We start from the raw sequence: 26,868 nt of genomic DNA, 5'->3' as shown, positions 1-26,868 counted from the left end.
CTATGCTGACGTACGCGATCCGGCGCACCCTTCAGGCGATTCCGCTCCTGCTGCTGATCAGCATGATCCTGTTCGCCATCCTGCACGCTATGCCGGGCGGCGGCCTCGCCGCCTACGCCGGCAATCCGCACCTGACCGCAGCCGACATCGCGCGCCTGCAGCACAATCTCGGCCTCGACCGGCCGGTCTACGTGCAGTACCTCAATTGGCTCGGGAAAGTGCTGCACGGCGACTGGGGCTGGTCGACCCTGAACTCGACCACCGTCGTCGAAGCGTTCGTGGAGCGCTTGCCCGCGACGCTCGAGCTGATGGTGACCTCGTTCATCATCTCGCTCGCGATCGGCCTGACGCTCGGCATCCTCGCCGCGCTGCGCCCCTACTCGCCGCTCGATTATTTCGTGACGACGTTCGCGTTCTTCGGACAGTCGATGCCCTCGTTCTTCTTCGCGCTGCTGCTCCAACTGCTGTTCGCGGTCAAAGGCATCCATCTGCAGGCGTTCGGCTACGCGTTCGACCTCCAGCTGCCCTCGGCCGGGATGACCTCGACGGACGGCGGCGACTTGCTCGACCGCATCAGGCATCTGATCTTGCCGGTCACCGTGCTCGCCCTGCTGCAGGTCGCGACGTGGTCGCGCTTCACGCGCGCCTCGATGCAAGAGGTGCTGCACACCGACTACATGCGCACCGCGGCCGCCAAGGGTCTGCCCTTCATGACGATTCTGCTCAAGCACGGTCTCAAGAACGGGCTTATGCCGGTGGTGACCGTCGTCGCGCTCACCATACCGTTCTTGGTGGGCGGCGCGCTGATCACCGAGCAGATCTTCGCGTGGCCGGGCGCCGGACGGCTGTTCATCACCGCGCTGGGCCAACAAGATTTCGGCCTGCTCATGGGTTATCTGGTGCTCATCTCGATTCTCGTCGTGCTGTTCAACTTGCTCGCGGATCTGGCGTACGGCTGGCTCGATCCACGCGTCAAGTACGATTAGGAGTCCGGCCTTGGCAGTCGTAACCCAAACCCTTACGCCCCTGGTCATTCGAGACGACGAAGATCTTGTCGGGCGGCGCAATCTCGCCTGGAAGAAGTTCTCGCGCCACCGGCCTGCGCTCATCGGCGCCGTCGTGCTGCTCGTCTTCGTGCTGGCCGCGATCTTCGCGCCGCTGCTCTCGCATTACGATCCGGCCGCCATCGACCCGGTGTGGCAGGGCACGCCGCTCGCGCCGGGCGTCAACGGACACATCCTCGGCACCGACGAGCTTGGACGCGACCTGCTCACGCGCTTGATGTACGGCGGACGCATTTCGCTCTCGCTCGCCGGCAGCGCGATGCTCATCGAAGTCGTGCTGGGCACGATCCTGGGCGCGTGCGCCGGCTTCTTCGGCGGCTGGGTCGATTACGTCATCATGCGCGTCACCGACGTCTTCTTGTCCATCCCGCTGCTGCCGCTGCTGCTCGTGCTCACCGGCATCGTGGCGGCGACCTCGGTCAAATCCTCGCTCGGCCCGGCGTACGTCGCGCTCATCATCGGCGTGCTCTCCTGGATGACCGTCGCGCGCCTCGTGCGCGGCGCGTTCTTGAGCCTGCGCGAGAAGGAGTTCGCCGAGGCGGCGCGCGCCATCGGCAGCCGCAACGTCTCGATTATGTTCAAGCACTTGTTGCCCAACGCGGCGGCGCCGATCATCGTCCAAGCGACCCTCGACGTGGCCGGCATCATCATCCTCGAGTCCGCGCTGTCGTACTTGGGCTTCGGCGTCCAGCCGCCGACGGCGTCGTGGGGCAACATGCTGACCAACGCGCAAGAGAACATGCAGATCGCCTGGTGGGCCGGCGTGTTCCCGGGCCTGTGCATCTTCTTGACGGTGCTCGCCATCAATTACATGGGCGACGGTCTGCGCGACGCGCTCGATCCGAACGTCGAATGATGCAATCCCGCGAACGCCTCGCGGGGAAAACCACTGGCAGCGGCCGAAACCAACCGGCCGCTTGAGGTGCCCGCCCAGGTGGCGGAATTGGTAGACGCGCTAGTTTGAGGGGCTAGTCGGGTAAAACCGGTGCAGGTTCGAGTCCTGTCCTGGGCACCACATACGAAAGGCTGCGAGCGAAGTCGTGAAATGGGCGATCGGCGTGGATCTCGGCGGCACGCACGTGGCCGCAGCGCCGGTCGACGAGCGCGGCCGCGTCCATAACGTCTATAGCCGCGAGCTCGAATCGCACGACGTCAAGTACGTCGTCACCGAGGCGGCCAAAGTCGTCGGCAAGGCGATCGCCTCGCTCGACAAGCGCGCCAAACTCTCAGGCATCGGCGTCGGCTCGCCAGGCAACATCGACGAGCGCACGGGGACCGTGCGCTTCTCGCCCAACTTCGGCTGGCACGACGTAGCGCTCAAACAGAAACTCGAGAAGAAGCTCGGCCGCCCGATCCACCTGCTCAATGACGCGCGCTGCGCCACGATCGGGGAATACTTGCATGGCGTCGGCAAGGGCGCGCGCGATTTCGTGCTGATCACGCTCGGCACAGGCATCGGCGGCGGCATCGTCGCCAACGGCAAGCTCGTCTTGGGCCACACGATGGCCGCGGGCGAGATCGGACATCACGTGCTGCGCGAGAGCTCGGGTTTTGTCTGCACCTGCGGGAAGACGGGCTGCTTCGAGGCCCAGGCGTCGGGCACGGCGCTGCTGCGTCACGCGCTGGCGCTCGCGCCCTCGTTTCCGCGCAGCACGCTGCTGACCGGTACCCCGCAGGTCGATTGGGGCTCGAAGATGATCTCGCGCGCGGCCGCCGCTGGGGATCAGCACGCGCTGGCGACCTGGCACGCGTGGCTGCGCGACCTGGCGACCGGCATCGCCAACATCATCGCGTTCGTCAATCCCGAGATGATCGCGCTCGGCGGCGGCGTCGGACGGACCGACGACTCGCTGCTCGTCACGCCGCTGACCAGATTGGTGGACGAGCAGACGACGATGGCGCCCAAACACCAGACGACGATCGTGCGCGCGAAGCTGGGCAACAACGCCGGCATCGTCGGTGCGGCGTGCCTGGCGCTGCACGGCATTCCCTGACGGAAGCGCTAAGCGGTTAGACCGCGACCTTCGCCGGCTCCGGCAGCTGCGCGAGCAAGAACCGTGCGATGTCGTCCGCCGCGTGCGGGCGCGCGCTCTCGAGCGCGCTGCGGCGATACGACTGCAGCACGCCCGGATCGCTGCCGAAGAAACGGCGCAGCGTCGCGCTGACGTCGCGCGCTTCGAGCGCGACGACGCCGGCCGCGCGCGACTCGACAAAGCCCAAGTTGCCCGCTTCTTGTCCGGAGATGTAGTCGCAGATGATGATCGGCAGCCCGCACGCGGCCGCCTCCGCGATGGTCCCCGGCCCCGCCTTCGACAGCAGCGCGTCGGCGGCACGCATGTAATCCGCGATATTGTCGACGAAGCCGAGCACTTTAGCATCTGGCCCGAAGCGCGGCGCAAGCGCGAGCATGCGCTCGCGCAGTCCTTCGTTGCGTCCGCAGATCGCGACCACTTGCAGGTTCAGCGCGCGCATGGTGCCGGCGACTTGGCGCACGATGCTGCGAAGACGTCCGCCGCCTTCGCCGCCGGACATCACGAGCAGCGTGCGGCGCGCGGGGTCGAGCCCCAGCGCGCGCTTGTCCGCGGTCGGATCGGTCGAAGGCGAAAAACCATCGCGGATCGGCAGGCCGAGGTTATGCACGCGGTCGGCCGGGATGCCCCGGCTGACGCATACGCGCGCCGCTTCGGCCGACGCCACGACGTACTGATCCGCAGCAGAATCCGACGTCCACGCGTGATGGATGGTCACGAGGTCGGTGATCACCGTGATCAGCGGAGCGCGGCTGCCCATCTCGTCGATGGTCTCGCGCGCGAGCTCGTTGAGCAAGGGGTGCACCGACACGACCAGCGACGGATCCAAGCGCTCGACGAGCTGGCGGAAGTTGTGCCGGATGAACGGCTTGCCAAGCTCGGTCATGATGCGCGCGCGCGTCCGCCCGTTCGAGAGGTGGAAGAGCGCCGGATACGGGCTTGGCTGGACGTTGAGCAGCGCGCCGTAGCTCTTGATGCCTTCGCGCAGCGGGAAGATGCCGCACGCGGCAAACGCGTCGACCATGTCGCTGCGCACGGGGCGTCCCTGCGCGAGCCGATGCAGCGCGCGGTCGATCGCTTCCGCTGCAGTGCGATGCCCGCCGCCCGTGTCCGAGAACAAGAACAGCACGGAAGGCGGTCGCGGATCAGGCCGGTCGAGCGCGCCAGGCACGTCGCGTGTTTTCGCGCCGCGGCACGCCTTGCCCCTGGGGCGAGGTGGCCCCGACCGCTCGCAAGAACCTCAGGGACGGCGTAAAGGAGGCACTACCGTCAAGAACAGCAGCGTCACCGTCAATCCGGGACTCGAGGGCGTGGTCGTCGGCAGCACGGGCATCAGTTTGGTCGCCGGCGAGGAAGGCCGTCTCACCTACCGCGGTTACGATATCGCCGACCTCGCGGCGCACGCGTCGTTCGAGGAAGTCGCGTTCTTGCTGTGGCACGGGCGGCTGCCCAATCGCGCCGAGCTCGACACGACCCGGCGCGAGATGGCGGCGCAGCGCGCCCTTCCGGCAGCGGTGCTGGACATGTTGCGCGGCGTGCCGCATGACGCGTGGCCGATGGATGTGCTGCGCACCGCCGTGTCGTCGCTCTCGCTGCACGTGCCGCCGCGTCCCGACGGCACGCACGTATCCGACGTCTCGACCGCGATGCGTTTGACCGCGGCCGCCGCGACCGCGGTGGCCGCCTTTGACCGCCTGCGCCGCGGCCTCGAACCGGTGGCGCCGCGCGCCGACCTCGGCCTCGCCGCCAACTTCCTTTATATGAAGAACGGCGAGGCGCCCAGCGAGATGGCGGCGCGAACCCTCGACGTCTACTTCGTGTTGCTCGCCGATCACGGTTTCAACGCGTCGACGTTCGCGGCGCGGGTTACGGCGAGCACGTGGGCTGACATGTACGCCGCGGTGACGTCGGCGGTCGCGACCCTGCAGGGTGATCTGCATGGCGGTGCGCCGGGCAAGGTCATGAAGATGATCCTCGACATCGGCGAACCGGGGAAGGCCGAGGCGTACGTGCGTACGCTCCTCGACAAAGGCGACCGGGTCATGGGGATCGGACACCGCGAGTACAAGGTGCGCGACCCGCGCGCAGAGCCGCTGGAGAAGATGGCGCGCGATCTCGGGCAAAGCAATGGCACGCCGCAGTGGTATGCGGTGGCGCGCCGCCTCGAAGATGTCGCCGTCACGGTCCTTCACGAGAAGAAACCGGGCCGCCGCTTGTACGCGAACGTCGAGTTCTATAGCGCGCCGACGTTGTACGCGCTGGGGATCGAGCCCGACACGTTCACCTGCATGTTCGCGTGCGCGCGCATGGCCGGTTGGACCGCGCACATCATGGAGCAGATGAAGGATAACCGGCTGATTCGGCCGCAAGTCGAATACACCGGGTTGGTCGGCTTGCCGTGGGTCTCCATCGAGCGCCGCTAGACCCGCATTTTCAATATCGTTCCGAAGGGGGCACAGTTCCGATGAGAACCCGTCTACTCATTGCCGCGGCGTGCATGGCGCTCCTCGCCGCCGGCTGCTCGAAAGGCCAACAGCAGTCGAGCGCGCCGGAAGCTACTGCGACCGCGGCGACCGCGCTGACCAACGATACCGGCTTGCCGCTGCCGGACAACGCGTTGGTGATCGACGCGCGCGAATTCCATCAGACGATCGATCCGTCGCAAGAGCAAGGCACCGCCATGGCGTCGCTCGCCAAGGGCAACTACACGGGGCACGAAGTGGTCGCCTCGAGCTTGCAGTCGACCGATGACCTCGACAAATGGCTGGCGACTGTTGCGCCCCCCGCTGGCTACACAAAGGCAAACACATCGCAGAGCATCCAGTCGACGGTCCATCGCTATGGCATCAGCTACGTCGCGTTCGTCTCTGGCAACTCCAAAGGCGCGACCATCGTGGTGATGGATCCGAAGATGATCACCACGAAGCTCGGACCGGTCTTAGCCGTGCTCGACAAATACAACTCGATGCCGCCGCCGCTGCGCGCCGGCATGGACACCCAGGTCAAACAGCGCACCGGACAGTCCATCAGCGAGATGATGGACAAGGGCGCACCGCTCGGCGCGGCGATCGCCGCGGTCAACGAGTTCCGCAACTCCGACAAGCGTGCGATCATCCTCATCAACGCTGAGAAGCAGTAGCAGCCGCTCCTGGGCGGGCGCCAGGGCTCCGATCCCGTCGAGGCCTCGAGCTATGCTCGGGGCCTTTTCTCGTTGGGGTGCCGTTGTTGGCGTGGCGCCTAGGGCCGAGAGGGACCCGTTTGCCGAGCGCCAACAAGTTTAAGGCAGGGTTAAGGAGATTGTGGCATGATTATGCCGAGTCGCCTTATTCGAGTGGTGACGGCAGCGTGCTTGATGACGGCTGCCGCTGCGCCGTGCCTCGCCTCCGATGGAATGCCGGCGTCGTCAGCGCCCACATACGTGGCGGGCGTGGCGCTCCCGCAGGTCGTGTATTACGGCGACTGCGGCGCCGCGCTGCCGACGGTCCTCACGATCCGCAGCCAATTCGTGTCGGCGTATAGCCTGCGCGTGACCGCGCGCTACGATTACGTCAGCTCAGATCCGCAACTGCCGGAATCCACCATCTTGAGGGCAAGCATGGCGCAGGTCGCGAGCCTCACGTATATGGGCAGCATCGACGTCGGCGCCGAGGCGTTCGCGTACTTGCGCGGCGGCAGCGGGGTGCTCCGCTATCAGGTGTCGGCGGTCGACGCGCTCGCGACGGCGAGCGCGGGCACGACCGGAACCGTCGTCGTCAGGCCCTGCGAGAAGCTTGCCGTGCGCTAGAGGTCCGGCCAGCGCTCGAGCGCGCTGACGAGATCGTCTACGACGGTCGCGTGCTCCGGCTTCATGAGCACGCAGCGGATGACCGCGCACTCGTCGGCATCCCACTGGACCGCCGGTAACGCCTTTCGTCCCAGCATCGCGCTCACGCGCCACTTGGCGATGTAGAAAGGCCGCCGCCGATCGCGCAGCGTGGCGGCGAAGAGCTTTTCGGTCCGCTCGGAGATCGCGCTTGCGGCCGCGCGTTCGCCGCGACGCAGCGGCGCGAGCGTCACGATGTCGAGTTCAGGCGCGATCACCGGGGCGAGCAGGCCGCCGCGTTGCGCGCGCTCGACCGCGGCCGATGCGGCGCTGCGACAGCGCAACAGTTCGGGGCCCAGCCCATCGCGCGCGTGCAGCGGCAGCACGCGCAGCGTCGTCCACAGGGCGGCAGCGCTCGCACCTGCGCGCGAGCATTCCAAGCTGATCTCGCCCAGTTGCAGCTCGTCCGATGTGAAGTACGTATAAGGTGAATCGTGCTTGTAGAGCGCGCCGACCGCCGGGTCTGCGAAGAGCACGCAGCCGCAGCCATACGGCTGCAGCCCGTGCTTGTGCGGGTCGACGACGATCGAATCGCAGTGCGCCAACGCCGCCCAGGGCGCAGGATCCATCTTCGCCGCCGCCTCCCCGGCGATGAGCGTGAAGAAGCCTCCATACGCGGCGTCGGCATGGACGCGCCAACCGCGCTCGCGGGCGCGGCGCGTCACGGTGTCGATCGGATCGATCGCCCCGCTCGACGTAGTGCCTGCGCTGACGACGATCGTGCCGACGTCGCGCATGGCGTCTGCGTCCTCCAAGGCGCGCACGTCGAGCTTGCCGCGGGCGTCGACCGGAAGCACCGAGGTCTGAACGCCGAGAAGCTCGCACATCCTGGCATGCGTGTAGTGAGCCTCGCTCGAAAACGCGATGCGTTTGCCTGGGTGCAACCGCGACGCCGCCCACAGCGCCTCGAGATTCGCGATCGTGCCCGAGCTGGTGAGGTGCCCCAGATGCCGGTCGTAGCCGAACATCTGCGCGAGGTTCGCGACCGCTTCACGCTCGAGCGCCGCAGTGGCGGGTCCGCCGTCAAGCGCGTGGTTGTTCGGGTTGATGCGCGCCGCGGTGAGATAGGCCGCCAGCGCGACGGGATGCGGCGGCTTGAGCATCTGGCCGGCGTAGTCGGGATGGAAGAAGGGATAGTTGTCGTGAAGCCGCTCGAGCAGCTCGTCGATCGCCGCGTCGGCTGCCCCCGGCTCGACCGCAAGCGTGGCGTCCGGTTCGATCGCTCGCCAGCGCCGCTCCCACGCCGCGATCCCATCGAGTCCGCGCGCGAGCAGCCGGCGAAGGTCCGAGTCGTCCAACTAGTCGGTGACGGCGGAGAAGAGCTCGTCTAGGTCTTCGCGCGTCAAGCTCTTGGCGAAGGCCGCGTCGCTTGAGATGACCGAATCGGCAAGCGCCTGCTTGCGTTGTTGGAGTGCTTGGATCTTCTGCTCGACCGAGCCGATCGTCACCAGCCGGTATGCCGTCACAGGCTTGGTCTGACCGATGCGATGCGTGCGATCGATGGCCTGGCGCTCGATCGCCGGGTTCCACCACGGATCGTAGAGCACGACATAATCCGCTTCGGTCACGGTGAGCCCGACGCCGCCCGCCTTGAGGCTCATCAAGAAGACCGGCGGACCGTCCTCGCGTTTGAAGTCCTCAAGCACCTTGGCGCGATTCTTGGTCGAGCCGTCCAGGTACGCGTACGCGCGGTTGCGTGCGTCGAACGCCTCGCGCATGATGCCGAGCATCTCGGTGAACGAAGAGAACACGAGCACGCGGTGGCCGGAATCGACGATCGAATCGACCAGCTCGGTGAAGGCGGTGAACTTGCCCGACGCATCCTCGTCCTCGCGCCAGTGCTCGCCGACGAGGCCCGGATGATTGCAGATCTGGCGCAGCTTCGTGAGAGCGGCGAGAATGGAAAGCTGGGCGCGGCCGATGCCGTGCTCGTCGACTTCGCGCATGATCTCGCGCCGCGCGCGCAGCACGACTTCTTTGTACGCCTTGCGCTGCGACGGCGTCATCTCGCACTCGATCGTCTGCTCGGTGCGCGACGGCAGATCCGCCGCGACCTGCGTCTTGAGCCGCCTGATCATGAACGGCTGGACGCGCTTGGCCAGACGCTGCTGCTTCTCCACGTCGCCGTCGCGCATGATCGGCGTTTCGAACGTGGCGCGGAAGTGGCTTTCGTTGCCGAGCAGCCCAGGCATGACGAAATCCATGATCGACCATAGGTCGAGCACCGAGTTCTCGATCGGGGTGCCGGTGAGCGCGAGCCGCTGCTCGGCGTTGAGCGACTTGATGACCTGCGAGATCTTCGCCTGGGGGTTCTTGATCTGCTGCGCTTCGTCGAGCACGACGGTGCGGAACGTGATCTTCGCGAGGCTCTCCGCATCGCGCCGCGCCAGCGCGTACGACGTGACCAGCAGATCGTAGTCGGCGGCGGCGGCGTAGACGTCTTCGCGTCCGGCCCCGGCGGACAGCAGCTGCACCTTGAGCTGCGGGGTGAAACGAGCGACTTCGCCGACCCAGGTGTGCGTCACCGACGTCGGGCAGACGATGAGGCTGGGCGCGCTGCCGCGCCGCTGCCGCTCGCGCTCGAGGTACGCCAGCACTTGCAGCGTCTTGCCGAGTCCCATGTCGTCGGCCAAGATGCCGCCGAACGCGTAGTGCCCGAGATAGGCCAGGAAATCGAGGCCGCGGCGCTGATAGGGGCGCAAGATCTTGGCGAGATGTTTGGGCGGCTCGCACTCCTCGATGCCGGAGAAGCCGCGCACCGCTTCGCGCAACGCGCGCAGCTGCTCGGGAAGCTCGGAGTCGCCGCACGCTTTGGCGAGATCGTCGTAGACCGAAAGCATCTGCGCCGCGGTGAGCCGCGTCTTGCCGCCGCGCTCGAGGCCGCCGCCGAATCCGCCGGTCGCTTCGCGCAGCAGCGCGAACGAGGATAAGTCGATGAATTGGCCATCCGAGAGACGGTGGTAGCGCCCCGTGCTCTGCCACAGCGCTTTGATGTCGTCTGCCGTGAGCTTTTGTCCGTCGAGCAGCAGCTCGACCGATATCTCGAGCCAATCGATCGGACCGAAGAGGCTCGCGGCGCCCTTCGCCCCTTTGGCCTTTTGCGCCGGTTTCTCGTCGCCGTCGACCGTGACCGATACTTGTAGGACCTTTGGTCCTTCGACCAGCGACTTGACCGTGTCGTCCATGTCGAGCTGGTAGTCCGCGCGCCACGCGGGCAGCGTCTCGGTGCCGAACTGATACGCGGCGTCGACCGGTTCGATGCGCCAGCTCGTCTCGTCGTACTGCGGCACGGTTTCGTCAGGCCGCTGCGCCGCGAGCTTCTCGTACACGTCGTGCGCAGGTGCGCAGCCGGCGCCTTCGATGCGCGCGCGCAAGCGCTGCGCCAACGCCGGATTGCAGTAGGCATAGCGCGCCTCGGCGCCTTTCTTGCCGCTGTCCACGCGCTGCAGCGGATTGAAATCTTGCGGCGTCACGCGCCAGTTCGCACCGCTGCGCGCGTCTTCTATCGATGGCTCGACCGTGATGCCGTCGCCTTGCCAGCGCAGCCGCATCAGCGTCTGAAGCGCCATATCGTCGGGCAGGACCATGAGCGCGCCAGCCGTGCCGCGATCGAGGAATCCGTGCGCGCGCTCTAAGAACAACGGGATCTCGTCCGACGCGATGTGCACGCTGCCCGAGGCCGATAGGCGCTCGACGATGCGCAGGCTGAAGCTGCCGTCGTGCAGATAGAACGTGCCGCCATCGAAAAGCCACGCGGGCGTGCCGTCGATCGGACGCACCGCGGCTACGTCGACGGTCGTGCCGTCGGGCCGCACGAAGACGCCCGAGAGATCGAGATCGCCCTGCTCGCCGCGTGTGCCGGACAGCCGCAGGTGCAACGGAGCCAGCACGATCTTGACCGGCGGCATCGCTTCAGGGTGGGCGCCCAAGTGGTCGTCGTAGCGGACGCGCGGGTGAGAGATCAAGCGCAGCAGCAGCTGCGCGAAATTGTTGGTCAGCGCTTTGGTCTGCTCGCTCGTCGCGCGGGCGAGCGCGTAGTCGGCTGGCGTGCCGAACATCGAGCCTAACGTCGCGTCGGCAAGCAGCGCGGCATCGTGGCGATCCCACTCCTCGCCGGTGAGATTCGCTTGGCGGGTCGTGCGATACAGCTGCTGCAGATCGCCGTGCGTGCGCGGCACGCCGTGCAGCTTGGGCGCGTCTAAACAGAGCCGGGCGTAAAAAACGCCCAGCCGGTCGTCGAAGCCGGCGACGATCCACAGGCGCCTGCGCGGCACCACGCTCTCGTGGTGCGGGGTGAGCAGATCGAGCAGTTCGGGCGCGGCCGGCGTGACGACGCTTGCGGAGCCGTTCGTGCGCTGCTCGCCGTTCGCAGTGCTCTTGCCGTTGCCGGCCGTCGCATGGCCGTTGCCGGTCACCGGCGTGGCCGGCGCGGGGGGCGGCGGCTCGGTATCGCGCGTGGAGAGCTCGATGAGCGTGTACAGCGCGGCGACCGCGTGCTTGCAGTCGTAGCCGTAGCGACACGTGCAGTTGCAGCGCATGCCGAGCGGCAGGCGCGACGGGTCGCGCGTGAGCGTGGTGGTGTGCGTCTCGGTATCGGCGACGGTGCCTACGACGTCGTTGCGCCGCAAGTTCAGGCTGCGCACCTTGCCGCGTTGAAATGCGGCTAATCCTTGGGCGATGATCGTCTTCGGAAACGTGCCTTCGATGGAGGCTTGCGTGGGTATGTTCGCTTGCCAGGCTCCAAGCGGTGGACCCCCTCGGTCGGGAGCGACGCCTTCCTCGAAACGGAGCATGACAGGTTGTGCAGACTTGCTAGCAGCGCGGACAGCCATACTTGTTTGCTATTCGCCGCGCCATCGTAGCCTCCCGCCTAGGACGGCAACCCGATTTGACCGAAGCCGCATGCGACGTCGAGTTCGGGTGCTACTTCGACACTTGCATTTGATGGAGGATTTGCACTATGCAGCGCCGATTGCGTTTTCTGTCCTTCGCGTTGTGCGCCGGTGTCATCGCCGTCGCAGCGGCGGCGATACCGCTGATCGCCGCGACGCCCGCGCCGACGCAGCTTCAATACACGAAGGTGACGAGCTCCAAACTGCCGGGCATGCTCGGCATGTTCGGTCACGCAAAGCCGTCGAGCGAGACGACGACCATCGGACCGTCGCGCGAGCGCACGGACAGCTCCGACAATACCAGCCAGATCATCCAATGCGACCTCAAGCGCATCATCCATCTCGACAATAATGCGAAGACGTACTACGCGATGACGTTCGCGCAGATCCAGGCGCAGATGAATGCGGCTGCGCAGCAGTACCAGCATCAGATGAACTCGACGACCCCCAATCCGCACCCCGCACCCACCAGCACCATCGAGGGTTCCGGCGGGCTGACGATCAGCGTCAATACGGTCAACGATCCGAACACGCAGCAGATCCTCGGCATGACGGCGCACCACATCACGGAGACGATCACCGGCACGGCGAACGGGAACGGCCAGTGCCCCAACGTCACGCTGACCATGATCAACGACGAGTGGTATATCCCCAATCCGGTCACGTTCTCGTGCCCAGTGGCGCGTCCCGTCATACCGGTCATGCAGCCGCCGCCGTCGTCTCACGGTGGCCAAGGGGCTGCGAATCCGTGCCTGGGGAGTTTCCAAGCGCAAGCCAGCGGGAAGGCGCGGACGGAAGACCGGTTCGCGCTCAAACAAGACACGACGCTGGACATCGGTGTCAAGATCACGACGCACGACGAAGTGACGAAATACGAGACGCAGCCCTACAGCCCGTCGTTCTTCGACGTTCCCTCGGGTTACACGCAAGTCCAACCGCCGCAGATGGGCGGCTAGGTCAGCAGAGGATTGCGCGACGGGCGCAGCGCAAGCTGCGCACGTGCAACCACTGGCGATAGAAGGCGTTTCGATGTGGTCCGTCTGGCAGCCGGATCGAAACGTCTTCTTCAATTCCTACTTCTTGCAGCGTGACGCTGGGAACGTCGTCGTCGATCCGCTGGCGTGGACGCCGCACGACGAGGCACAGATGCACGAGCGCGGCGGCGTCGCATGGATCATCATCACCAATCGCGATCACGAGCGCCGCGCGCGAGACCTCGCCGGGTTGTTCGGCGCGAAGATCGTCGCCAGCAAACGGGATGCGCCGCTGCTCGCGGGTCCGGTCGACGCCGTGCTCCAGGAAGGCGACAAGACGTTTCCCGGCATCCGCATCATCGAGCTCGAGGGGATGAAGTCGCCGGGCGAGATCGCGCTGTACATGCGCCGCGCCAACGCCGCGATCGTCGGCGACTGTCTGTGGGGCGATCCAGCCGGCAGCGTGCGGTTGCTGCCCGACGACAAACTGCTCGACGCCAAGAAGGCCGTGCTGTCGCTGCGCAAGCTCTGGGCGCTCCAGCTCGACGCGCTGCTCGTCGGCGACGGAGCCTGCATCTTGCATGGCGCCGACGCGGTGATCGGCGCGTACCTCGAGTCGCGCACCGACGTCTACGTGAACCGCATCAACATCGACGATGCGCCGGAAGAGACGTTCGACGAGGTCGGCCCGAAGGGCGTGCGGTTCGGAGCCGCCGAGCGCGAGATCGGCCTGTACATCGGCGCACGCAAGCTCGGCTACCGGATGGCGACGCTGCAGCCGGGAGGGCGCTACTGCCCGATGCATCTGCACACGCGCGAAGAGGAGATGTTCTTGGTCTGGGACGGCGCGGCGACCATCCGGACGCCGCGCGGCGACATCGAGTGCCGGCGCGGCGATTTCATCTGCTTCCCGACCGGACCGAGCGGCACACACCAGCTGGCGAACACGTCGACAGCGCCGTGCACGCTGCTCCTGCTCGGGAATTTCGATCCGCAAGAGGTCTGCCAGTATCCGGATTCCCACAAAGTGATGATCGACTCACTCGGCGGACTGATCGTGCGCGACAACCCCGCTCTGGATTACCTCGACGCCGAATAAATTCGAGCGCTACATGTGGACGGTTTTGAGGTAGGTCGCGAGGATCCGGTTGAACTCAGCCGGGTCAGCCGCGTCGGCCGAGCGCAGGTCCAACTTCGCAGATGCCTGCGCGCCCGGACCGCCCGCCGGATTGACCGCGGTGATGCTGATGTTCGGCTGCGTCGCACGCCAGACGCGCAGATCCGGCGTCGAGGTGAACACCGCGTTCAGCGGTGTGGCACCGGCGTCGAACTGGCTCATCGGCGGCAAGCCGAAGACGAGCTCGATCGTGCGCAGCACGCTTGATGTCGTGTAGTGGGTGTGGTCCACTTGCCCGCGATTGACGTACGCGCTGACGGCGAGCGCTTCGACGCGTTGGTTGCTGACGTGATCGGGACCCGCCTGGGCATCGTCCTCGATGCTCACGAGCAGCGTGTCCTTCCAGTAACGGCTGTGGCTGAGCGCCTCCACCATGCGGCCCAGTGCGTAGTCGTTGTCGGCGATCATCGCATACGGCGTGCGCGAGCCCGCCTTCATGCCCGCCGTGTGATCGCTCGGTAGCCACACCAATTCGAGCTGCGGCAGATCGCCCGCGGCCTCGAACTGGCGGAACTCGCGCAGCCACTCGACGATCCGATCCTGGTCCGAGTACGTCAGGTCGAAGGGCCGGTAGGCGGTATCGAGCAGCGGATCGATAGACGGGTTCACCCCGCGCGCCGGCGAGCTGGCCTCGACCGCGCCTTCGCCGTAGAGCCTGACGCTGACGCCGTGTTTGACGGCGACATCCCAGATGTAGCCTGCGCTCGGCCGCAAGATCGGATCGGAGAAATCGTAGAAGCCGTCGGCGCGGCCGGCGTAATCGGCGGGCCACATGCGCTGGACGAAGTCATCGGCGTATGCACCGTCGGCCCACTCATGGCCGTCGGCGCTGACGGTGCCCTCGCCCTCAAAGGCGTCGAGCAGCACGAACTCGTCCGCCAAGCGGTGGATGTTGGGCGTGACGCGCTGACCGAACACGGCGAGCGACGCCTGGCCGTTGCCGCGCGTGTCGTCGCCGAGCACTTCGTCATACGTGCGGTTCTCTTTGATGACGTAGATGACGTGCTTGAAGGGCGGCAGCGCCCCCGGCGCAGCGGGCGACGGTTTGAACGGCGAATTCGCGCGCGCGATCGCGAGGCCGCCGACCAGCGCGCTGCGCGACAGCGACGTGATCGTCTCCATGTCACCGGTCGCGGTGTTCGGCGCGTAGTTCGTGGACGTGCGCTGTGCGGCCGGCGTGATCGAGCTGTGCTGATCGTCGGGGTTGGCGTGGCCCGAAAGTCCTTTTCCGTCAAGCGCGTACAGGCGCTTGCCGTCTTTGCTCATGGCGATGCCGGTCGGATACCAGCCGACCGGCACCGCCCCGTAGACGAGCGGCGCCGTGCCGGTGATGTCGACCGCGACGACGGCGTTCGAGTCGGCGTCGGCGACGAACAGCGTGCGTCCGTCAGCCGACAGCGCGAGCGAGCTGGGCGTCGCGCCTTCCGGCGAACCGGGATACAGCGCGACGTCGATCTTGCCGCGCAGCTTGTCCGTCGCGGTGTCGATCACGTCGACGACGTCATCGTTGGCGCAGGCGACGTACAGCGTCCGCCCGTCCGCGCCGAACAGCAGCGCACCCGGATGACTATCGGTGGCGATGGTCCTGACTTTCGCGCCGTTCGCGGAGTCGACGACGCTGACCGACGCGCCGCCCCAGTCCGACACGTAGATGCGCGCGCCGCTCGGCGACAGCGTCACGTCATAGGGCGTGCTACCCACGTCGGTCGCGAAGATCGTCGCGCCGCTCAGCGCATTGACGGCGACGAGGCTGTTCGCGCCCGAAACCGCGGCATAGACGGTCGAGCCGTCCAGCGAGAGGGCGAGTCCGTTGATCCAGATCTTGCCGGCGCCTAGACGGTAGAAGGTCGAGTCGCCGAGTTTTCCGGTCGAGGCGTCGAAGCTGAACCGGTCGACGCCGCCGCCGGCCGCCGTGGAGGCGTACAACGCGTCGCCGTTCGGCGAGAAGGCAAGACCGTAAAACGTGCCGTTGATGGGCCGCTGGTCGACGATCTTGCCGGTGTCCTGACTGACGATAGCGATCGAAAGGTCGCCGAAGCCGGCGTTGGAGACGGCCAGCCAGCGCCCGGACGTGTCCTGGACGATGCGCAGCGGCAACGTGCCGAGAGGCAGGATCGATGAACCCGAGGGCGTCACGCGCCAGCCATTGGGCAGCGCGGTGACATCGGCCGCGCGCGGCGCATGGGGCGGTGAGGCGAAACAGAGCAGGGCGACCGCGAGAACCGCGAGCCCGATGCGCTGCGTGCGGACAACCATCGGAAACCTCGTGTTAGCGCCGTGCGAAAGTAACAAGCGTTCGAGCGCTAGCTTTTTGTGGCGCAGGGGACGATGCCTGCCGTGCGAACGAGGACTGCGATGCCCGACACGCCGCGCACCGTCCAGCGCATCGTCATCCTCGGCGGAGGATTCGGCGGCGTCTATGCCGCGATGGCGTTGCAAAAGGCGGTGCGCCATCGCAGCGACGTCGACATCACGCTCGTCGCGCGTGAGAACTTCTTCTTGTTCACGCCCATGCTGCCGCAGGCGGCGACCAGCAGCATCGACACGCATCACATCGTCGTCAACTTGCGCCGCATCCTGCCGCGCGTGCGCGTGCTCGAAGCCGAGATCGATTCGATCGACCTGGCGGCGCACCGCGTGACGATCACGCACGGCGACGGACACCCGCACGATGTGGACTGGGACCAGCTCATCATCGCGGTCGGCGGGGAGACGAATTACTTCGGTCTGCCCGGCGTCGCCGAGCATGCGCTCACCATACGAACGCTGGCCGATGCGGTGGTGCTGCGCAACCGGGCGATCGACATGCTCGAGCAAGCCGAGCTCGAAGATGATCCGGACGTCCGCAAGCGGCTGTTGACCTTCGTCGTGGCGGGCGGCGGTTTCGCCGGCATCGAGACCGCTGCAGAGCTGGATCTGTTCATGCGCACCGCGGCGAAGATGTACCGGAACGTCAAGCCGTCGGAGATCACCACCGTCGTCGTCGACGTGCGAACGAGCATCTTGCCCGAGCTGTCCGATGAGCTGGGCCGGTGGACGCAGCGCGCGCTCGAGAAACGCGGCGTTCGGTTCCGGCTGGGCGTCGGCGTGAAATCGGCAGATGCGGCCGGCGTGACGCTGGCCGACGGCACGCGTCTGGACACCCAGGTCTTCGTCTGGGCAGGCGGCGTGTCGGCCAACCCGTTGGTCGCGGGGTTGCCATGCGCGAACGAGCGCGGCCGCGTGCCGGTAGACGCCGATCTCGCCGTGCCTGGCTATCCGGGCGTGTGGTGCGTCGGCGACAGCGCGGTGGTGACGCCGCCCGGCGGCGGCGCGCCATATCCGCCGACCGCCCAACACGCGTTGCGCGAGGGTTTGCACGTCGCCCGCAACGTGATGGCCGCGATCGACGGCAAACCGTTGCGCCCCTTCGCCTACACGACGGTCGGCCAGATGGCGCATTTGGGAGAGCGCCAAGCCGTGGTGATGCTCGGCGGGCTGAAGATCTCCGGATTCCCGGCGTGGTGGCTGTGGCGGACCTACTACCTGTTCCGCATCCCGACGCTCGAGCGCAAGATCCGCGTGGCTATCGACTGGACGCTCGATCTGCTGTTCTCACGTGACACGGTGCAGGTCAAGCTGCCCGAGCGGAAAAGCGGATAGAAATGGATCGCCGGCGCGGCTATGATAAAGGCGCTATGAACAACGATACCGATGTGACCGTCGTCCAGCGCGCGTGCCGCGTGCTCGAATCAGACCTCGAAGCGATGCCGACGCTGCGCCAGCTGGCCGGCGAATTAGGAGTGCCGCCCGCGCGCTTGCACCGCGCGTTCAAACGGATCGCGGGCGTGTCGCCTCGCCAGTACGGCCAAGAGCAGCGGCTGGCCAAGCTGAAGTCCCGTCTGCGCGACGGCGAGGCCGTGAGCCGCGCCATCTACGAAGCCGGCTTCGGCTCGAGCCGCAGCGTGTACGAGCGCGCGCGCGCCGATTTCGGCATGACGCCGGCGCTGTACCGGCGCGGCGGCCGTGGCATGCGCATCGGATACACCATCGTCGAGTCGCCGCTCGGGCGGCTGCTCGTCGGCGCGACCGACGCCGGCGTGAGCTCGGTGTGCTTGGGCGAATCCGACCGCAGTCTCGAGCGGGCGCTGCGCGACGAGTATCCGGCGGCCGAGATCCAGCGCGGCGGCGGCCATTTGAAACGTTACGTCGAGGCCGTGGTGCAATACCTCAAAGGCGCGCGGCCGCATCTCGACTTGCCGGTCGACATCCAAACGACGGCGTTCCGGCGGCGCGTCTGGGAAGCGCTGCGCGCCATCCCGTACGGCCAGACGCGGACGTACGGTCAGATCGCGGCCGCGATCGGCGAGCCCAAGGCGGCGCGGGCGGTCGGGCAGGCGTGCGGGGCCAATCCGGTCGCGCTGGTCATCCCATGTCATCGCGCGGTGCGCGGCGACGGCGCGGCCGGCGGCTATCGTTGGGGCGCCAAGCGCAAGCAGCGCTTGCTGGCGCAAGAGCGCGCGTCCTAAGCCGGCGCATTCGCGCAACTCGTCACGACGGCTTAGAGCCGCGCCACTCGCCCGACGCGATGCGCGTCATGCCCTTGACGCTTCGATTATAGAGATAGCACCACGCCGGCACGACCGCGCCGTCCGAGCGCAGCGTGATGGGCCTGACTGCACGAAGGTACGGGCTGCCCTCGGGATCGAGCGGATCGTACTCCTCGACTTCGTCGAGCAGCTCCAATGCGACGGCTATGACGTCGAAGCGATAGAGCTCGCCGCGTACGGCGCCTTCACCGTCGACCATGGCTGGATACTCGCCGAGCGAGTAGAGCGCCCCCGCGGCCGTCGCATCGCCGACGAACGTCCCCTGCGCCATGTGGTGATGCAAACCGAAACCGCGTTTCAGCAAGCCGTAGACGAAGACGCGATCGGTCGCGACATCCGGTGCCTGAGCCAAGGAAGCACCCTCCCGTGCACGAAGCTCACCCACACCCTGCTACGGAGTTCTTCAACTCGCCTGCCATGATGATCCGCGCCGATCGACTCACCAAACAGTTCCGAACCCTGAGGCGCAAAGAGGGCGCGCTCGGCGCGCTCGCCACGCTGTTCTCGCGTGATTACGACGTCAAAGACGCCGTACGCGACGTCAGCTTCGAGCTCGAGGCCGGCGAATTGGTCGGCTACATCGGACCCAACGGCGCGGGCAAATCCACCACTATCAAGATGCTGACCGGCATCCTCGTGCCGTCGAGCGGCTCGTGCACCGTCAACGGCATCGTGCCCTGGGCTGACCGCCAAGCCAACGGCCGCCAGATCGGCGTGGTCTTCGGCCAGCGCACGCAGCTGTATTGGGATCTGCCGTTGATCGAATCGTTCCAACTACTGCGAGCGATCTATAACGTCCCCGCGGCGATGTACCAACGCAACCTCAAAGAGTTCACCGACCTGCTCGGCCTCGACGAGTTCATCCGCACGCCGGTGCGCCAGCTCAGCCTCGGTCAGCGGATGCGCGGCGATTTCGCGGCGGCGATGCTGCACGAGCCCAAAGTCGTGTTCTTGGACGAGCCGACGATCGGGCTCGACGTCGTCGCCAAAGAGAACATCCGCCAATTCATCGCGCGCATCAATCGCGACCGCGGCACCACGGTCATCTTGACCACGCACGATCTGGCCGACATCGAAAAGCTGTGCGCGCGCATCATCCTCATCGACCACGGCCGCAAGCTCTACGACGGCAGCATCGAGCACATCAAGCAGCGCTACGGGCGCGAGCGGACGCTCACCGCGGACCTCGCCTGCGAGAACTGCGATGACATCGATCTTGCGATGCCGGGCGCGAAGATCGTTTCGCGCGAGGGGCCGCGCATCGTCATCGAATTCAACCGCGATGCCGTGCGCGCCGACGAGCTCGTGGTGCTGCTGGCCAAGCATTACGAGATCAAAGATGTGACCATTGCCGAACCGCCGCTGGAATCGATCATCCGCGACATCTACCAACATGGCATCGGATCGCTCGACGGCGCCGCATCGGTCGACGGTGCGCACGCGGTGGCAGGCCTGGAGGTCGTGCCATGATGTCGTCGCAGTTCGCGCGCGCGCTCGTGCTGAGCGCCGCGCTCGCCGTCGCGGCGGCGTTGCCCGCGTCGGGCGCGGCTGAAGTCGGTTCCGACACCGGCGTGGTCGTCGATCTTAACAAAGGCGTGTGGGTGCGCGGGCCCGACCTGCCGTCGGCGCGCCAGGACGCCGCGGTCGCGGTCATGGACGGACGCATCTACCTCGCGGGCGGCTTCGGGCCGCACGACAAGCAGATGGCGACGCTGCTCGTGTTCGAGCCGACGTTCCCCTCGCCCGTGGCCAATCCCAACGTCGCCGGGCCGATCGTATCGCGTCCGGGCGAATGGCGCGAGGCGGCCACGATGCCGGAGCCGGTCGATAATGCGGCCGCGGCGGGCATGGGCGGCTATCTCTACGTCGCCGGCGGCCGGATCGAAGATCTCGTCACGAACAAGTTCTGGCGCTACGATCCGATCGGCGACGCATGGACCGAGCTGCCGTCCATGCCGTTTCCGCGCTACGCGCCGATGCTGCAGGCGGTCAACGGCAAGCTCTATCTCTTCGGCGGCCAATCGTCGCACGGCAACGACGACACGAGCATGATGATCTTCGACGTCGCCAAGAATTCCTGGCGCACTGAGGAGTACGCGCTTGGCGAAGAGCGCTACATGGCCGGATCGGTCGTCCTCGATGGCCTGATCTACCTCGTCGGCGGCCGCAACCGCGACCAGGTCAGCTTGCAATCGTGCGATGTCTACGACCCGGCGCGCGATCGCTGGCGGTCGTGCACGAACATGCGTCTCGGGCGGGCCGATTTCGGCCTCGCGTCGGTCAACAACCGGCTCATGGCGATCGGCGGCGAGAATTACGCTGCCTCGTCGTCCGAGCTATCCGTGACCACGATGGCAATCGGCCGCGAGAATAATAACGCCGTTGCGACGCTCGACCCGTCCACGCTCACGTTCGACATCAATCGCACGATCACGCAGACGACGGAGATCTCGAGCACCGACGCGCGCGGCTGGATCAGCGGTCCGTGGCTTCCGTTCCCGCGGCACGGCATGGCGGTCGCGGCGCTCGGCAATCAGATCTGGGTCATCGGCGGCTCGCCATATTCGGGCACGTCGCCGCTGACGTCGGTGCTGCGCTTCGTCAGCCCGGTCACGCAGGTCCAATTCAAGGGGCACGCGCCGCACTAATGGCCTGGGGCGCGTATGTCGAGTTCGCGAAGCGCGCTTTCTCGCGAGAGGCTACCTATCGCGAAGAGGTGTTCACGCATATCGGCTCGGTGGCGCTGCGCGTCTACCTCTACTACGCGCTGTGGAGCGCGCTGTACGCGAACAACGGCCCGAAGCAAGATTTCTCGTTCCGCGACATCATCACGTATGCGACGCTCGCGCTTCTGATCGGTCTGATCTACAACGCGCAAGGCCCCTATGTGGTGCGTGAGAAGATCCGCGAGGGCAGCATCGCGATCGATCTCATGCGGCCGATCAGCGTGCCGCTCTACGTGTTCGCCGACACGCTCGGTCAGGCCGGCTTCGCGCTCCTGCAGATCGCCATCTCACTTCCGATCGCGATCGGCCTGCTGGCGCTGACGGGCACGCACCTGAGCCTGCCGGCTTCGCCGTTGATCGCGCTCGCCTTTGTGATCTCGGTCATGCTCGGCTTCCTGGTGAATTTCTTCCTGGACTTGCTGATGGCGACGATCACGTTTTGGACGATGGAGATATTCGGCTTCCAGCTCATGGTGCAGTTCATCACCTCGCTGCTGGCCGGCGCGGTCGTGCCGCTGCAGTTCTTCCCGTCCGCGGTGACCAAAATCGCGACCTTGTCGCCGTTCGCGGCCATCTATAGCGCGCCGCTGACGATCTATCTCGGCAAGTACCAAGGGCCGGAGCTTGCCGCGACGCTCGAGCTGCAGCTGTTCTGGGTGGCTGTGTTCGCCGTCGGCGCGCTCGCGCTGTGGCGGGTCGGCGAACGGCGCGTGGTGGTGCAGGGTGGCTAGCCTCGCGCCGTACTGGCGCACCTATGCCGAATTCTGGCGGCTCAATTTCCTCACGTTGGCGGAATACCGGGCGAACTTCTTCGTCTGGCTGGTCTTCACGCTCGTGCTGCACGGTTCGGCGATCGCGACCATCTGGCTCACGATGAACCGCTTCCCGATCATGAACGGCTGGACGTGGCAGCAGGTCGTGTTCTTGTACTCGCTTTTCTGGCTCGCGTCGTCGCTCAACGGCACGCTGTTCTTCTCTATCGGGGACGTGCCGTACCACATCCGCGAAGGCCGGTTCGATCGCTTCTTGGTGCGCCCGCTCGATCCGCTCTTCCAGGTGATCTCACAGCCCGGGCAGATCTGGCCCGACGAGCTGATCGTGGCCATCATCTTCTTCGCGATCGTGCAAGGCGTCGCTCACTTGCAGTGGACCGGGGCCACCGCCGGATTGCTGCTCGGCGCGATGGTCGGCGGAGCGTTCATCGACTTCGCGATCCAGCTGACGGTCGCGACGCTCGCCTTCTGGGTCATTCGGCTGGACACGCTGCGCTGGGTGGTGATGTCGCTCGAGACGGACTTCACACGCTATCCGTTGTCGATCTACAACCGCATCGTGCGCTTCACGCTATCGTTCGTGTTCCCGTTCGCGTTCATCAACTATTTCCCGGCCGCGACGCTGCTGCACAAGACGTCCGAAGGCCAGTACTCGGTCAACCCGTTGTTCGGGTGGCTCACGCCGGTCATCGGCGCGCTGTGGTTCGGGGCCGCGTATCTGTTCTGGCGCCGCGGCCTTGACCACCACCAAAGCACCGGCTCGTAGGTCGCGCTCAACCGAATCGCCGGCACGCTCGAGCGGACGCCTGCGCCTCACCGCGCGGCGAATCACCTGGAGATTTTGACTTCGCCGCTCCTTCGCCGGCTTTCGCCGGCTCAGAGGGTTCGGCTCTCGGCGCCGCTCGATCGTGCCGTCGACCGCGCACTACCGCGCCGCGCCACGAGCCGAGGCGTTGGCGACGGCGAGAGCCGGAGCCAGCGAGCGAAGGAGTCAGAATATCCCGAAGACCCGAGCGTCCTCGGCGATGGCGCGGCGCGGTGAGGCGCAGGCGGCCGCTCGGCGAGCCGGGGTTCAGGCGCTGAAGCGGTCCATGAGACGCCGGAAATAGGTTTGGCGGGGCGACTCGCCGGTATGCGGCCATAGCGTGAGGCCGCACATGAAGCACGCAAATTCGCACTCGCTGTATCCCAGGATCGGATACGCGTACTCGCGCCGCTCCATGCCGGGCGCGCGGCACTTCGGGCAGTTGCGCATTGCGATGGCGAAGTCGGCGATCACGGCCGCACACTACCAGCGCCGCGGGCTCGATTCCTGTGGAATGAGGCGCGGGGCGTCACGGTGAACTGACGCGTATGGACTTGACCAAACAATTTCCGCGGAGTCCGCGGGAAAAGGCCGGTGGCATCGCCATGCTGCCGCGCACGATCGACAAAGCGCGCGCCCATCTGGCCGGCACGCTCGGCGAGTACATCTATGACTGCTCGATGGACAAAGCGCTCTTCGAGACGCTAGGCTGCAATGCCGAGCAGTTCCTCCAAGCCGTGGGCGTCTCGCTGACCGACGCCGAAGTCCTCGACCTGCTCGTGCAGACGCGCATACCAGAGGACAAGCTCAAGGTCCACAACCAGCACATCGACCAGTGGCACCCGACGACGCCCGAAGGCTGGGACCGGTTCAAAGAAGATCTCCAGAAGATCGCCGGCGGCAACCCAAAGGTCAAGTCGCGCACCGATCTGATCGACTTCGAAGAAGGGCGTTTTCCGGGCGCGAAGTGAGCCGATGAACTTCAAGACCATCATCGAGCCCTTCCGCATCAAGACCGTCGAGCCCATCAAGATGACCACCCGCGCCCAGCGCGAGCGCTTGCTCGAAGGCGCGGGCTACAACCCGTTCTTGCTGCCGGCGCGCGACGTCATCATCGACCTGCTCACCGACAGCGGCACCGGCGCCATGAGCGCGGAGCAGTGGTCGGCGATGATGCGCGGCGACGAGTCCTACGCCGGCGCGCAATCCTACTACCGGTTTGCGGATGCGGTGCGCGAGGTCTTCGGATTCACCCACGTCTTGCCGACGCATCAGGGCCGTGCGGCCGAACGCATCTTGTTCTCGACCGTCTGCGAACCCGGCGACGTCGTGCCGAACAACACGCACTTCGACACCACGCGCGCGAACGTCGAAGCGACCGGCGCCGAGGCCGTCGACCTGCCGATCCCGCAGGGACTGGAACCGGGCACGATCCACCCCTTCAAAGGGAACATGGATGTCGGGGCGCTCGAGGCGCTTATCGCGCGCGTCGGCGCCAAGCGCATCCCGCTGGTGATGCTGACCATCACCAATAACTCCGGCGGCGGGCAGCCCGTCTCCATGGCCAACGTGAAAGCGGTCAGCGCGGTGTGCCGCGCCCACGGTCTGCCGCTCTACATCGATGCCTGCCGTTTCGCCGAGAACTGCTGGTTCATCCGCGAGCGCGAGCCCGGCTACGCGCAGCACAACGTCGCCGACATCGCGCGCGAGCTCTTCTCGTACGCCGACGGCGCCACGATGTCGGCCAAGAAGGATGGCTTGGTCAACATCGGCGGTTTCTTGGCGACCAACGACGCCGCGCTCAACAAGCAAGAAGCGACACTGCTGATCTTGACCGAGGGCTTTCCGACCTACGGCGGCCTTGCCGGGCGCGATCTCGAGGCCATCGCAGTCGGCCTGCATGAGGTGCTCGATCACGACTATCTGCACTACCGCATCGCTTCGACCGGGTATCTTGGGGCGCATCTCACCGAGATGGGCGTGCCGATCGTGCAGCCGCCAGGCGGTCATGCGATCTACGTCGACGCCGCCGGGCTGCTGCCGCACATACCGAAGCGCCAATTCCCAGGTCAGGCGCTCGTCGCCGAGCTGTACGTCGCCGGCGGCATCCGTGTGGTGGAGATCGGCAGCGTCATGTTCGGCAAGACCGATCCCGACACCGGTGAAGAACAGCTCGCTCCGATGGAGCTCGTGCGCCTTGCCATCCCGCGACGCGTGTACACGCAGAGCCACATCGACTACGTCGTCGAGGTGATGGCCGACGTGTACGCGCGGCGCGCGACCATTGAAGGCTTGGACATGGTATGGCAGGCGCCCCCGCTGCGCCACTTCAGCGCCCGCTTCGAGCCCGCGCGCGATCCGGCGCCTGCGCCGGCAGCCCGGCGATAGGCCGCATGCCCGCACGAGGCATCGACCCCAACGACGTTCCCGAACGCTACCGGCGACTCTTCAGCGAAAACCCGTTCGCGGACCACTTCGAGCTCGAAGTGGTCAGCTACGGACAGGGCGAGGCCGCGCTGCGCTTTCCTTATAAGAAGCTCTTCACGCAATACCAGGGTGCCGTCCAGGGCGGCATCATCGCCGCGTATTGCGATGCGGCCATCGCGGTGGCAGTGCTGCCGCTCATCCCAGAGGGCAAAGACATGGTCACGACCGACCTCCACGTCCAGTACTTGCGCCCCGTGATCTCCGGTCCGGTCATCGCGCGCGCGCACGTGGTGCATCGCGGCAACACGCTGCTGCTCGCGAACGCCACCGCCGAAAACGAAGCCGGCACGATCTGCGCGCGCTGCACGGCGACCTACATGATCGTCAGTCCGCGCGGCGTCTCCTGATGCGCTTCCATATCGACGAGCCCGTGCGCTGGAGCGACGTCGATGCCGCCGGCGTCGTCTATTTCGGCGCGTTCGTGCGTTTCTTCGAGGTCGCCGAGGAGGAGCTGTTCCGCGCCGCCGGTGTGGCCTACGGCGTCGTCTTCGACCGCTTCGATTGCTGGCTGCCGCGGGTCAAGTACACCTGCGAATTCCGCGCGCCCGCGCGTCTTGGCGAGATGATGCATGTGACCGCGGGCGTGAGCCGGCTCGGCGACAAGTCCATCACCTTAGGGTTCACGATCGACCGCCAGGACGGGCAGCGAGTCGCCGACTGCGAGATCGTGCTGGTCTGCGTGGACCGTCAGACCTGGAAGGGCAAGCCGGTTCCGCAAGGGCTGCGGTCAGCGCTCGCGCCGTTCATGGATTGACCGCGCGCCGCTCCTCGGCTCCGCTCATGCAAACGCCGCACGGCTCCATGCCGACTTCGTGCGCCAGCGCGGCGGTGATGGTCAGCACGCGCTCGCCCGCCTCTTCGGTCAGCTTGCGATGGCATTCGGTCCCCGCGGCGTGGTAGAGGCGCTCGCCGAGGATGGCGACGACGTCCAATCTACCTCTCCACCACGCGCGTCCGGCCGAACGGGTTGTGGATCACTTGCGTGTAGTGCAGATCGGCCGGCTCATCGCCGTCGTAGTGCGCGATCGAGGTCACCGGGTTGATCTCCATCCACCCGGCCGGATAGTTGAAGGTGGGCTTGTCGAACTGTCGCGTCAGCGTGCCGCGCACGATGACGAGATCGTTGCGGTGGAAGTGCTGGCCACGGATGAAGTATCGCATCTCGCGGAAGCGGTGCGGCGCTTCGGCGACCACGAAGTCGCCCTTGTGGTCGATGAGGAAGACCTGCAGATCGCCGTCCGTCTCATCTGATTTGTGCGAGTAATAGCCGATGACGGTGATGTCCGCGCCCACCGGCGTGCGGTCGATGTCGGCGATGGCCACGCGCTGGCCCGGCGCATCGACGCTCACGGTGATGGGAGGCGGCTTGATCGTCAGCCCGGGGCGGGCCTGTGAGGTGCCGAGAACGAAAAGCGCCGCGCAGAGCGCGGCAGTCGCCAGATGTCTCATGGATACGGGCTTTCGGCGGCGTGAAAGCGGCTAGCCTCCT

26 protein-coding genes and 1 tRNA gene are annotated in these 26,868 nt (G+C 66.3%); 19 read left to right on the top strand and 8 right to left on the bottom strand.

Going from position 1 to position 26,868, the window contains the following annotated elements; all coding sequences use genetic code 11:
* Positions 1–2: 2 nt before the first annotated feature.
* The 4 genes from VKF82_12890 (at position 3) to VKF82_12875 (ending at position 3,058) form a co-directional block, all read left to right on the top strand.
* Positions 3–986 (top strand): ABC transporter permease, encoded by a 984-nt coding sequence (locus VKF82_12890; protein ID HME82952.1) that lies wholly within the window; start codon positions 3–5, stop codon positions 984–986.
* A 10-nt stretch (positions 987–996) separates the two neighbouring features.
* Positions 997–1,920 (top strand): ABC transporter permease, encoded by a 924-nt coding sequence (locus tag VKF82_12885; protein HME82951.1) that lies wholly within the window; start codon positions 997–999, stop codon positions 1,918–1,920.
* A gap of 72 nt (positions 1,921–1,992) precedes the next feature.
* Positions 1,993–2,079: transfer RNA gene (locus tag VKF82_12880), tRNA-Leu, on the top strand.
* A gap of 25 nt (positions 2,080–2,104) precedes the next feature.
* Positions 2,105–3,058 (top strand): ROK family protein, encoded by a 954-nt coding sequence (locus tag VKF82_12875; protein ID HME82950.1) that lies wholly within the window; start codon positions 2,105–2,107, stop codon positions 3,056–3,058.
* 16 nt (positions 3,059–3,074) lie between these two features.
* Here VKF82_12875 and VKF82_12870 read toward each other — a convergent pair whose 3' ends face one another.
* A complete protein-coding gene (locus VKF82_12870; GenBank protein HME82949.1) occupies positions 3,075–4,265 on the bottom strand; it encodes a glycosyltransferase in 1,191 nt (396 codons plus the stop codon).
* A 139-nt stretch (positions 4,266–4,404) separates the two neighbouring features.
* Here VKF82_12870 and VKF82_12865 point away from each other — a divergent pair, with 139 nt between their 5' ends.
* From VKF82_12865 to VKF82_12855, 3 genes are all read left to right on the top strand, one after another.
* Entirely contained in the window at positions 4,405–5,517 is a 1,113-nt protein-coding gene (locus tag VKF82_12865; GenBank protein HME82948.1) for a citrate/2-methylcitrate synthase, read from the top strand.
* A 41-nt stretch (positions 5,518–5,558) separates the two neighbouring features.
* Positions 5,559–6,233 (top strand): hypothetical protein, encoded by a 675-nt coding sequence (locus VKF82_12860; GenBank protein ID HME82947.1) that lies wholly within the window; start codon positions 5,559–5,561, stop codon positions 6,231–6,233.
* Positions 6,234–6,398: 165 nt separating this feature from the next.
* Positions 6,399–6,878 carry a hypothetical protein gene (locus tag VKF82_12855; GenBank protein HME82946.1) on the top strand — a complete coding sequence of 160 codons (480 nt, stop codon included), beginning with the start codon at positions 6,399–6,401 and terminating at the stop codon, positions 6,876–6,878.
* On the opposite strand, the gene VKF82_12850 is transcribed toward VKF82_12855, so the two are convergent.
* Both VKF82_12850 and VKF82_12845 read right to left on the bottom strand, forming a co-directional pair.
* On the bottom strand, positions 6,875–8,254 hold the full coding sequence (locus VKF82_12850) for an aminotransferase class I/II-fold pyridoxal phosphate-dependent enzyme (GenBank protein ID HME82945.1): 1,380 nt from the start codon (positions 8,252–8,254) through the stop codon (positions 6,875–6,877). The genes VKF82_12855 and VKF82_12850 overlap by 4 nt on opposite strands.
* On the bottom strand, positions 8,255–11,749 hold the full coding sequence (locus VKF82_12845) for an SNF2-related protein (GenBank protein ID HME82944.1): 3,495 nt from the start codon (positions 11,747–11,749) through the stop codon (positions 8,255–8,257).
* Positions 11,750–11,916: 167 nt separating this feature from the next.
* On the opposite strand from VKF82_12845, the gene VKF82_12840 reads away from it, so the two are divergent.
* Together VKF82_12840 and VKF82_12835 are read left to right on the top strand one after the other, a co-directional pair.
* Complete coding sequence (locus VKF82_12840; GenBank protein HME82943.1) at positions 11,917–12,804, top strand: hypothetical protein; 888 nt, start codon at positions 11,917–11,919, stop codon at positions 12,802–12,804.
* Between the two features lie 73 nt (positions 12,805–12,877).
* Complete coding sequence (locus VKF82_12835; GenBank protein HME82942.1) at positions 12,878–13,921, top strand: cupin domain-containing protein; 1,044 nt, start codon at positions 12,878–12,880, stop codon at positions 13,919–13,921.
* 9 nt (positions 13,922–13,930) lie between these two features.
* Here VKF82_12835 and VKF82_12830 read toward each other — a convergent pair whose 3' ends face one another.
* On the bottom strand, positions 13,931–16,255 hold the full coding sequence (locus VKF82_12830; GenBank protein ID HME82941.1) for an alkaline phosphatase family protein: 2,325 nt from the start codon (positions 16,253–16,255) through the stop codon (positions 13,931–13,933).
* 99 nt (positions 16,256–16,354) lie between these two features.
* Here VKF82_12830 and VKF82_12825 point away from each other — a divergent pair, with 99 nt between their 5' ends.
* Together VKF82_12825 and VKF82_12820 are read left to right on the top strand one after the other, a co-directional pair.
* The gene (locus VKF82_12825) at positions 16,355–17,641 is read left to right on the top strand and encodes an NAD(P)/FAD-dependent oxidoreductase (protein HME82940.1); all 1,287 of its coding nucleotides are present in this window, start codon (positions 16,355–16,357) and stop codon (positions 17,639–17,641) included.
* Between the two features lie 35 nt (positions 17,642–17,676).
* Positions 17,677–18,507 (top strand): methylated-DNA--[protein]-cysteine S-methyltransferase, encoded by an 831-nt coding sequence (locus VKF82_12820; protein HME82939.1) that lies wholly within the window; start codon positions 17,677–17,679, stop codon positions 18,505–18,507.
* Between the two features lie 22 nt (positions 18,508–18,529).
* Here the strand turns inward: VKF82_12820 and VKF82_12815 are convergent, their stop codons facing one another.
* Positions 18,530–18,940 (bottom strand): gamma-glutamylcyclotransferase family protein, encoded by a 411-nt coding sequence (locus VKF82_12815; GenBank protein HME82938.1) that lies wholly within the window; start codon positions 18,938–18,940, stop codon positions 18,530–18,532.
* Positions 18,941–18,954: 14 nt separating this feature from the next.
* Between VKF82_12815 and VKF82_12810 the strand changes: the two genes are divergently transcribed.
* The 4 genes from VKF82_12810 to VKF82_12795 all read left to right on the top strand — a co-directional run bounded on the left by VKF82_12810 (position 18,955) and on the right by VKF82_12795 (position 22,853).
* Entirely contained in the window at positions 18,955–20,058 is a 1,104-nt protein-coding gene (locus VKF82_12810) for an ATP-binding cassette domain-containing protein (protein ID HME82937.1), read from the top strand.
* Entirely contained in the window at positions 20,055–21,236 is a 1,182-nt protein-coding gene (locus VKF82_12805) for a kelch repeat-containing protein (protein HME82936.1), read from the top strand. The genes VKF82_12810 and VKF82_12805 overlap by 4 nt, the downstream gene beginning before the upstream one ends.
* Positions 21,237–21,304: 68 nt before the next feature.
* A complete protein-coding gene (locus VKF82_12800) occupies positions 21,305–22,045 on the top strand; it encodes an ABC-2 family transporter protein (GenBank protein ID HME82935.1) in 741 nt (246 codons plus the stop codon).
* Entirely contained in the window at positions 22,038–22,853 is an 816-nt protein-coding gene (locus tag VKF82_12795; protein HME82934.1) for an ABC-2 family transporter protein, read from the top strand. Before VKF82_12800 ends, VKF82_12795 begins: the two co-directional genes overlap by 8 nt.
* Before the next feature lie 306 nt (positions 22,854–23,159).
* Here the strand turns inward: VKF82_12795 and VKF82_12790 are convergent, their stop codons facing one another.
* Positions 23,160–23,366 carry a hypothetical protein gene (locus VKF82_12790; protein HME82933.1) on the bottom strand — a complete coding sequence of 69 codons (207 nt, stop codon included), beginning with the start codon at positions 23,364–23,366 and terminating at the stop codon, positions 23,160–23,162.
* A gap of 74 nt (positions 23,367–23,440) precedes the next feature.
* On the opposite strand from VKF82_12790, the gene VKF82_12785 reads away from it, so the two are divergent.
* Genes VKF82_12785 through VKF82_12770 form a run of 4 tightly spaced genes read left to right on the top strand, consistent with a single transcriptional unit; the run spans position 23,441 to position 26,133 of the window.
* Entirely contained in the window at positions 23,441–23,863 is a 423-nt protein-coding gene (locus tag VKF82_12785) for a DUF5069 domain-containing protein (protein HME82932.1), read from the top strand.
* Between the two features lie 4 nt (positions 23,864–23,867).
* A complete protein-coding gene (locus VKF82_12780) occupies positions 23,868–25,280 on the top strand; it encodes a tryptophanase (GenBank protein HME82931.1) in 1,413 nt (470 codons plus the stop codon).
* A gap of 5 nt (positions 25,281–25,285) precedes the next feature.
* Positions 25,286–25,726, top strand: coding sequence for a PaaI family thioesterase (locus tag VKF82_12775; GenBank protein HME82930.1), 441 nt, complete (start codon positions 25,286–25,288; stop codon positions 25,724–25,726).
* Positions 25,726–26,133 (top strand): thioesterase family protein, encoded by a 408-nt coding sequence (locus VKF82_12770; protein ID HME82929.1) that lies wholly within the window; start codon positions 25,726–25,728, stop codon positions 26,131–26,133. The genes VKF82_12775 and VKF82_12770 overlap by 1 nt, the downstream gene beginning before the upstream one ends.
* Here the strand turns inward: VKF82_12770 and VKF82_12765 are convergent.
* Both VKF82_12765 and VKF82_12760 read right to left on the bottom strand, forming a co-directional pair.
* Entirely contained in the window at positions 26,123–26,311 is a 189-nt protein-coding gene (locus tag VKF82_12765) for a hypothetical protein (protein HME82928.1), read from the bottom strand. The two genes, VKF82_12770 and VKF82_12765, sit on opposite strands and share 11 nt — an antisense overlap.
* 1 nt (position 26,312) lies before the next feature.
* Positions 26,313–26,828: a hypothetical protein gene (locus VKF82_12760; GenBank protein HME82927.1), complete on the bottom strand. Its 516-nt coding sequence runs from the start codon at positions 26,826–26,828 to the stop codon at positions 26,313–26,315.
* Positions 26,829–26,868: the final 40 nt, after the last annotated feature.

The organism is Candidatus Eremiobacteraceae bacterium (genome assembly GCA_035314825.1).
GTDB lineage: Bacteria > Vulcanimicrobiota > Vulcanimicrobiia > Eremiobacterales > Eremiobacteraceae > JAFAHD01.
The sequence above is the reverse complement of the archived record's forward strand: the minus strand, read 5'-3'. Positions and strand labels throughout refer to the sequence as shown.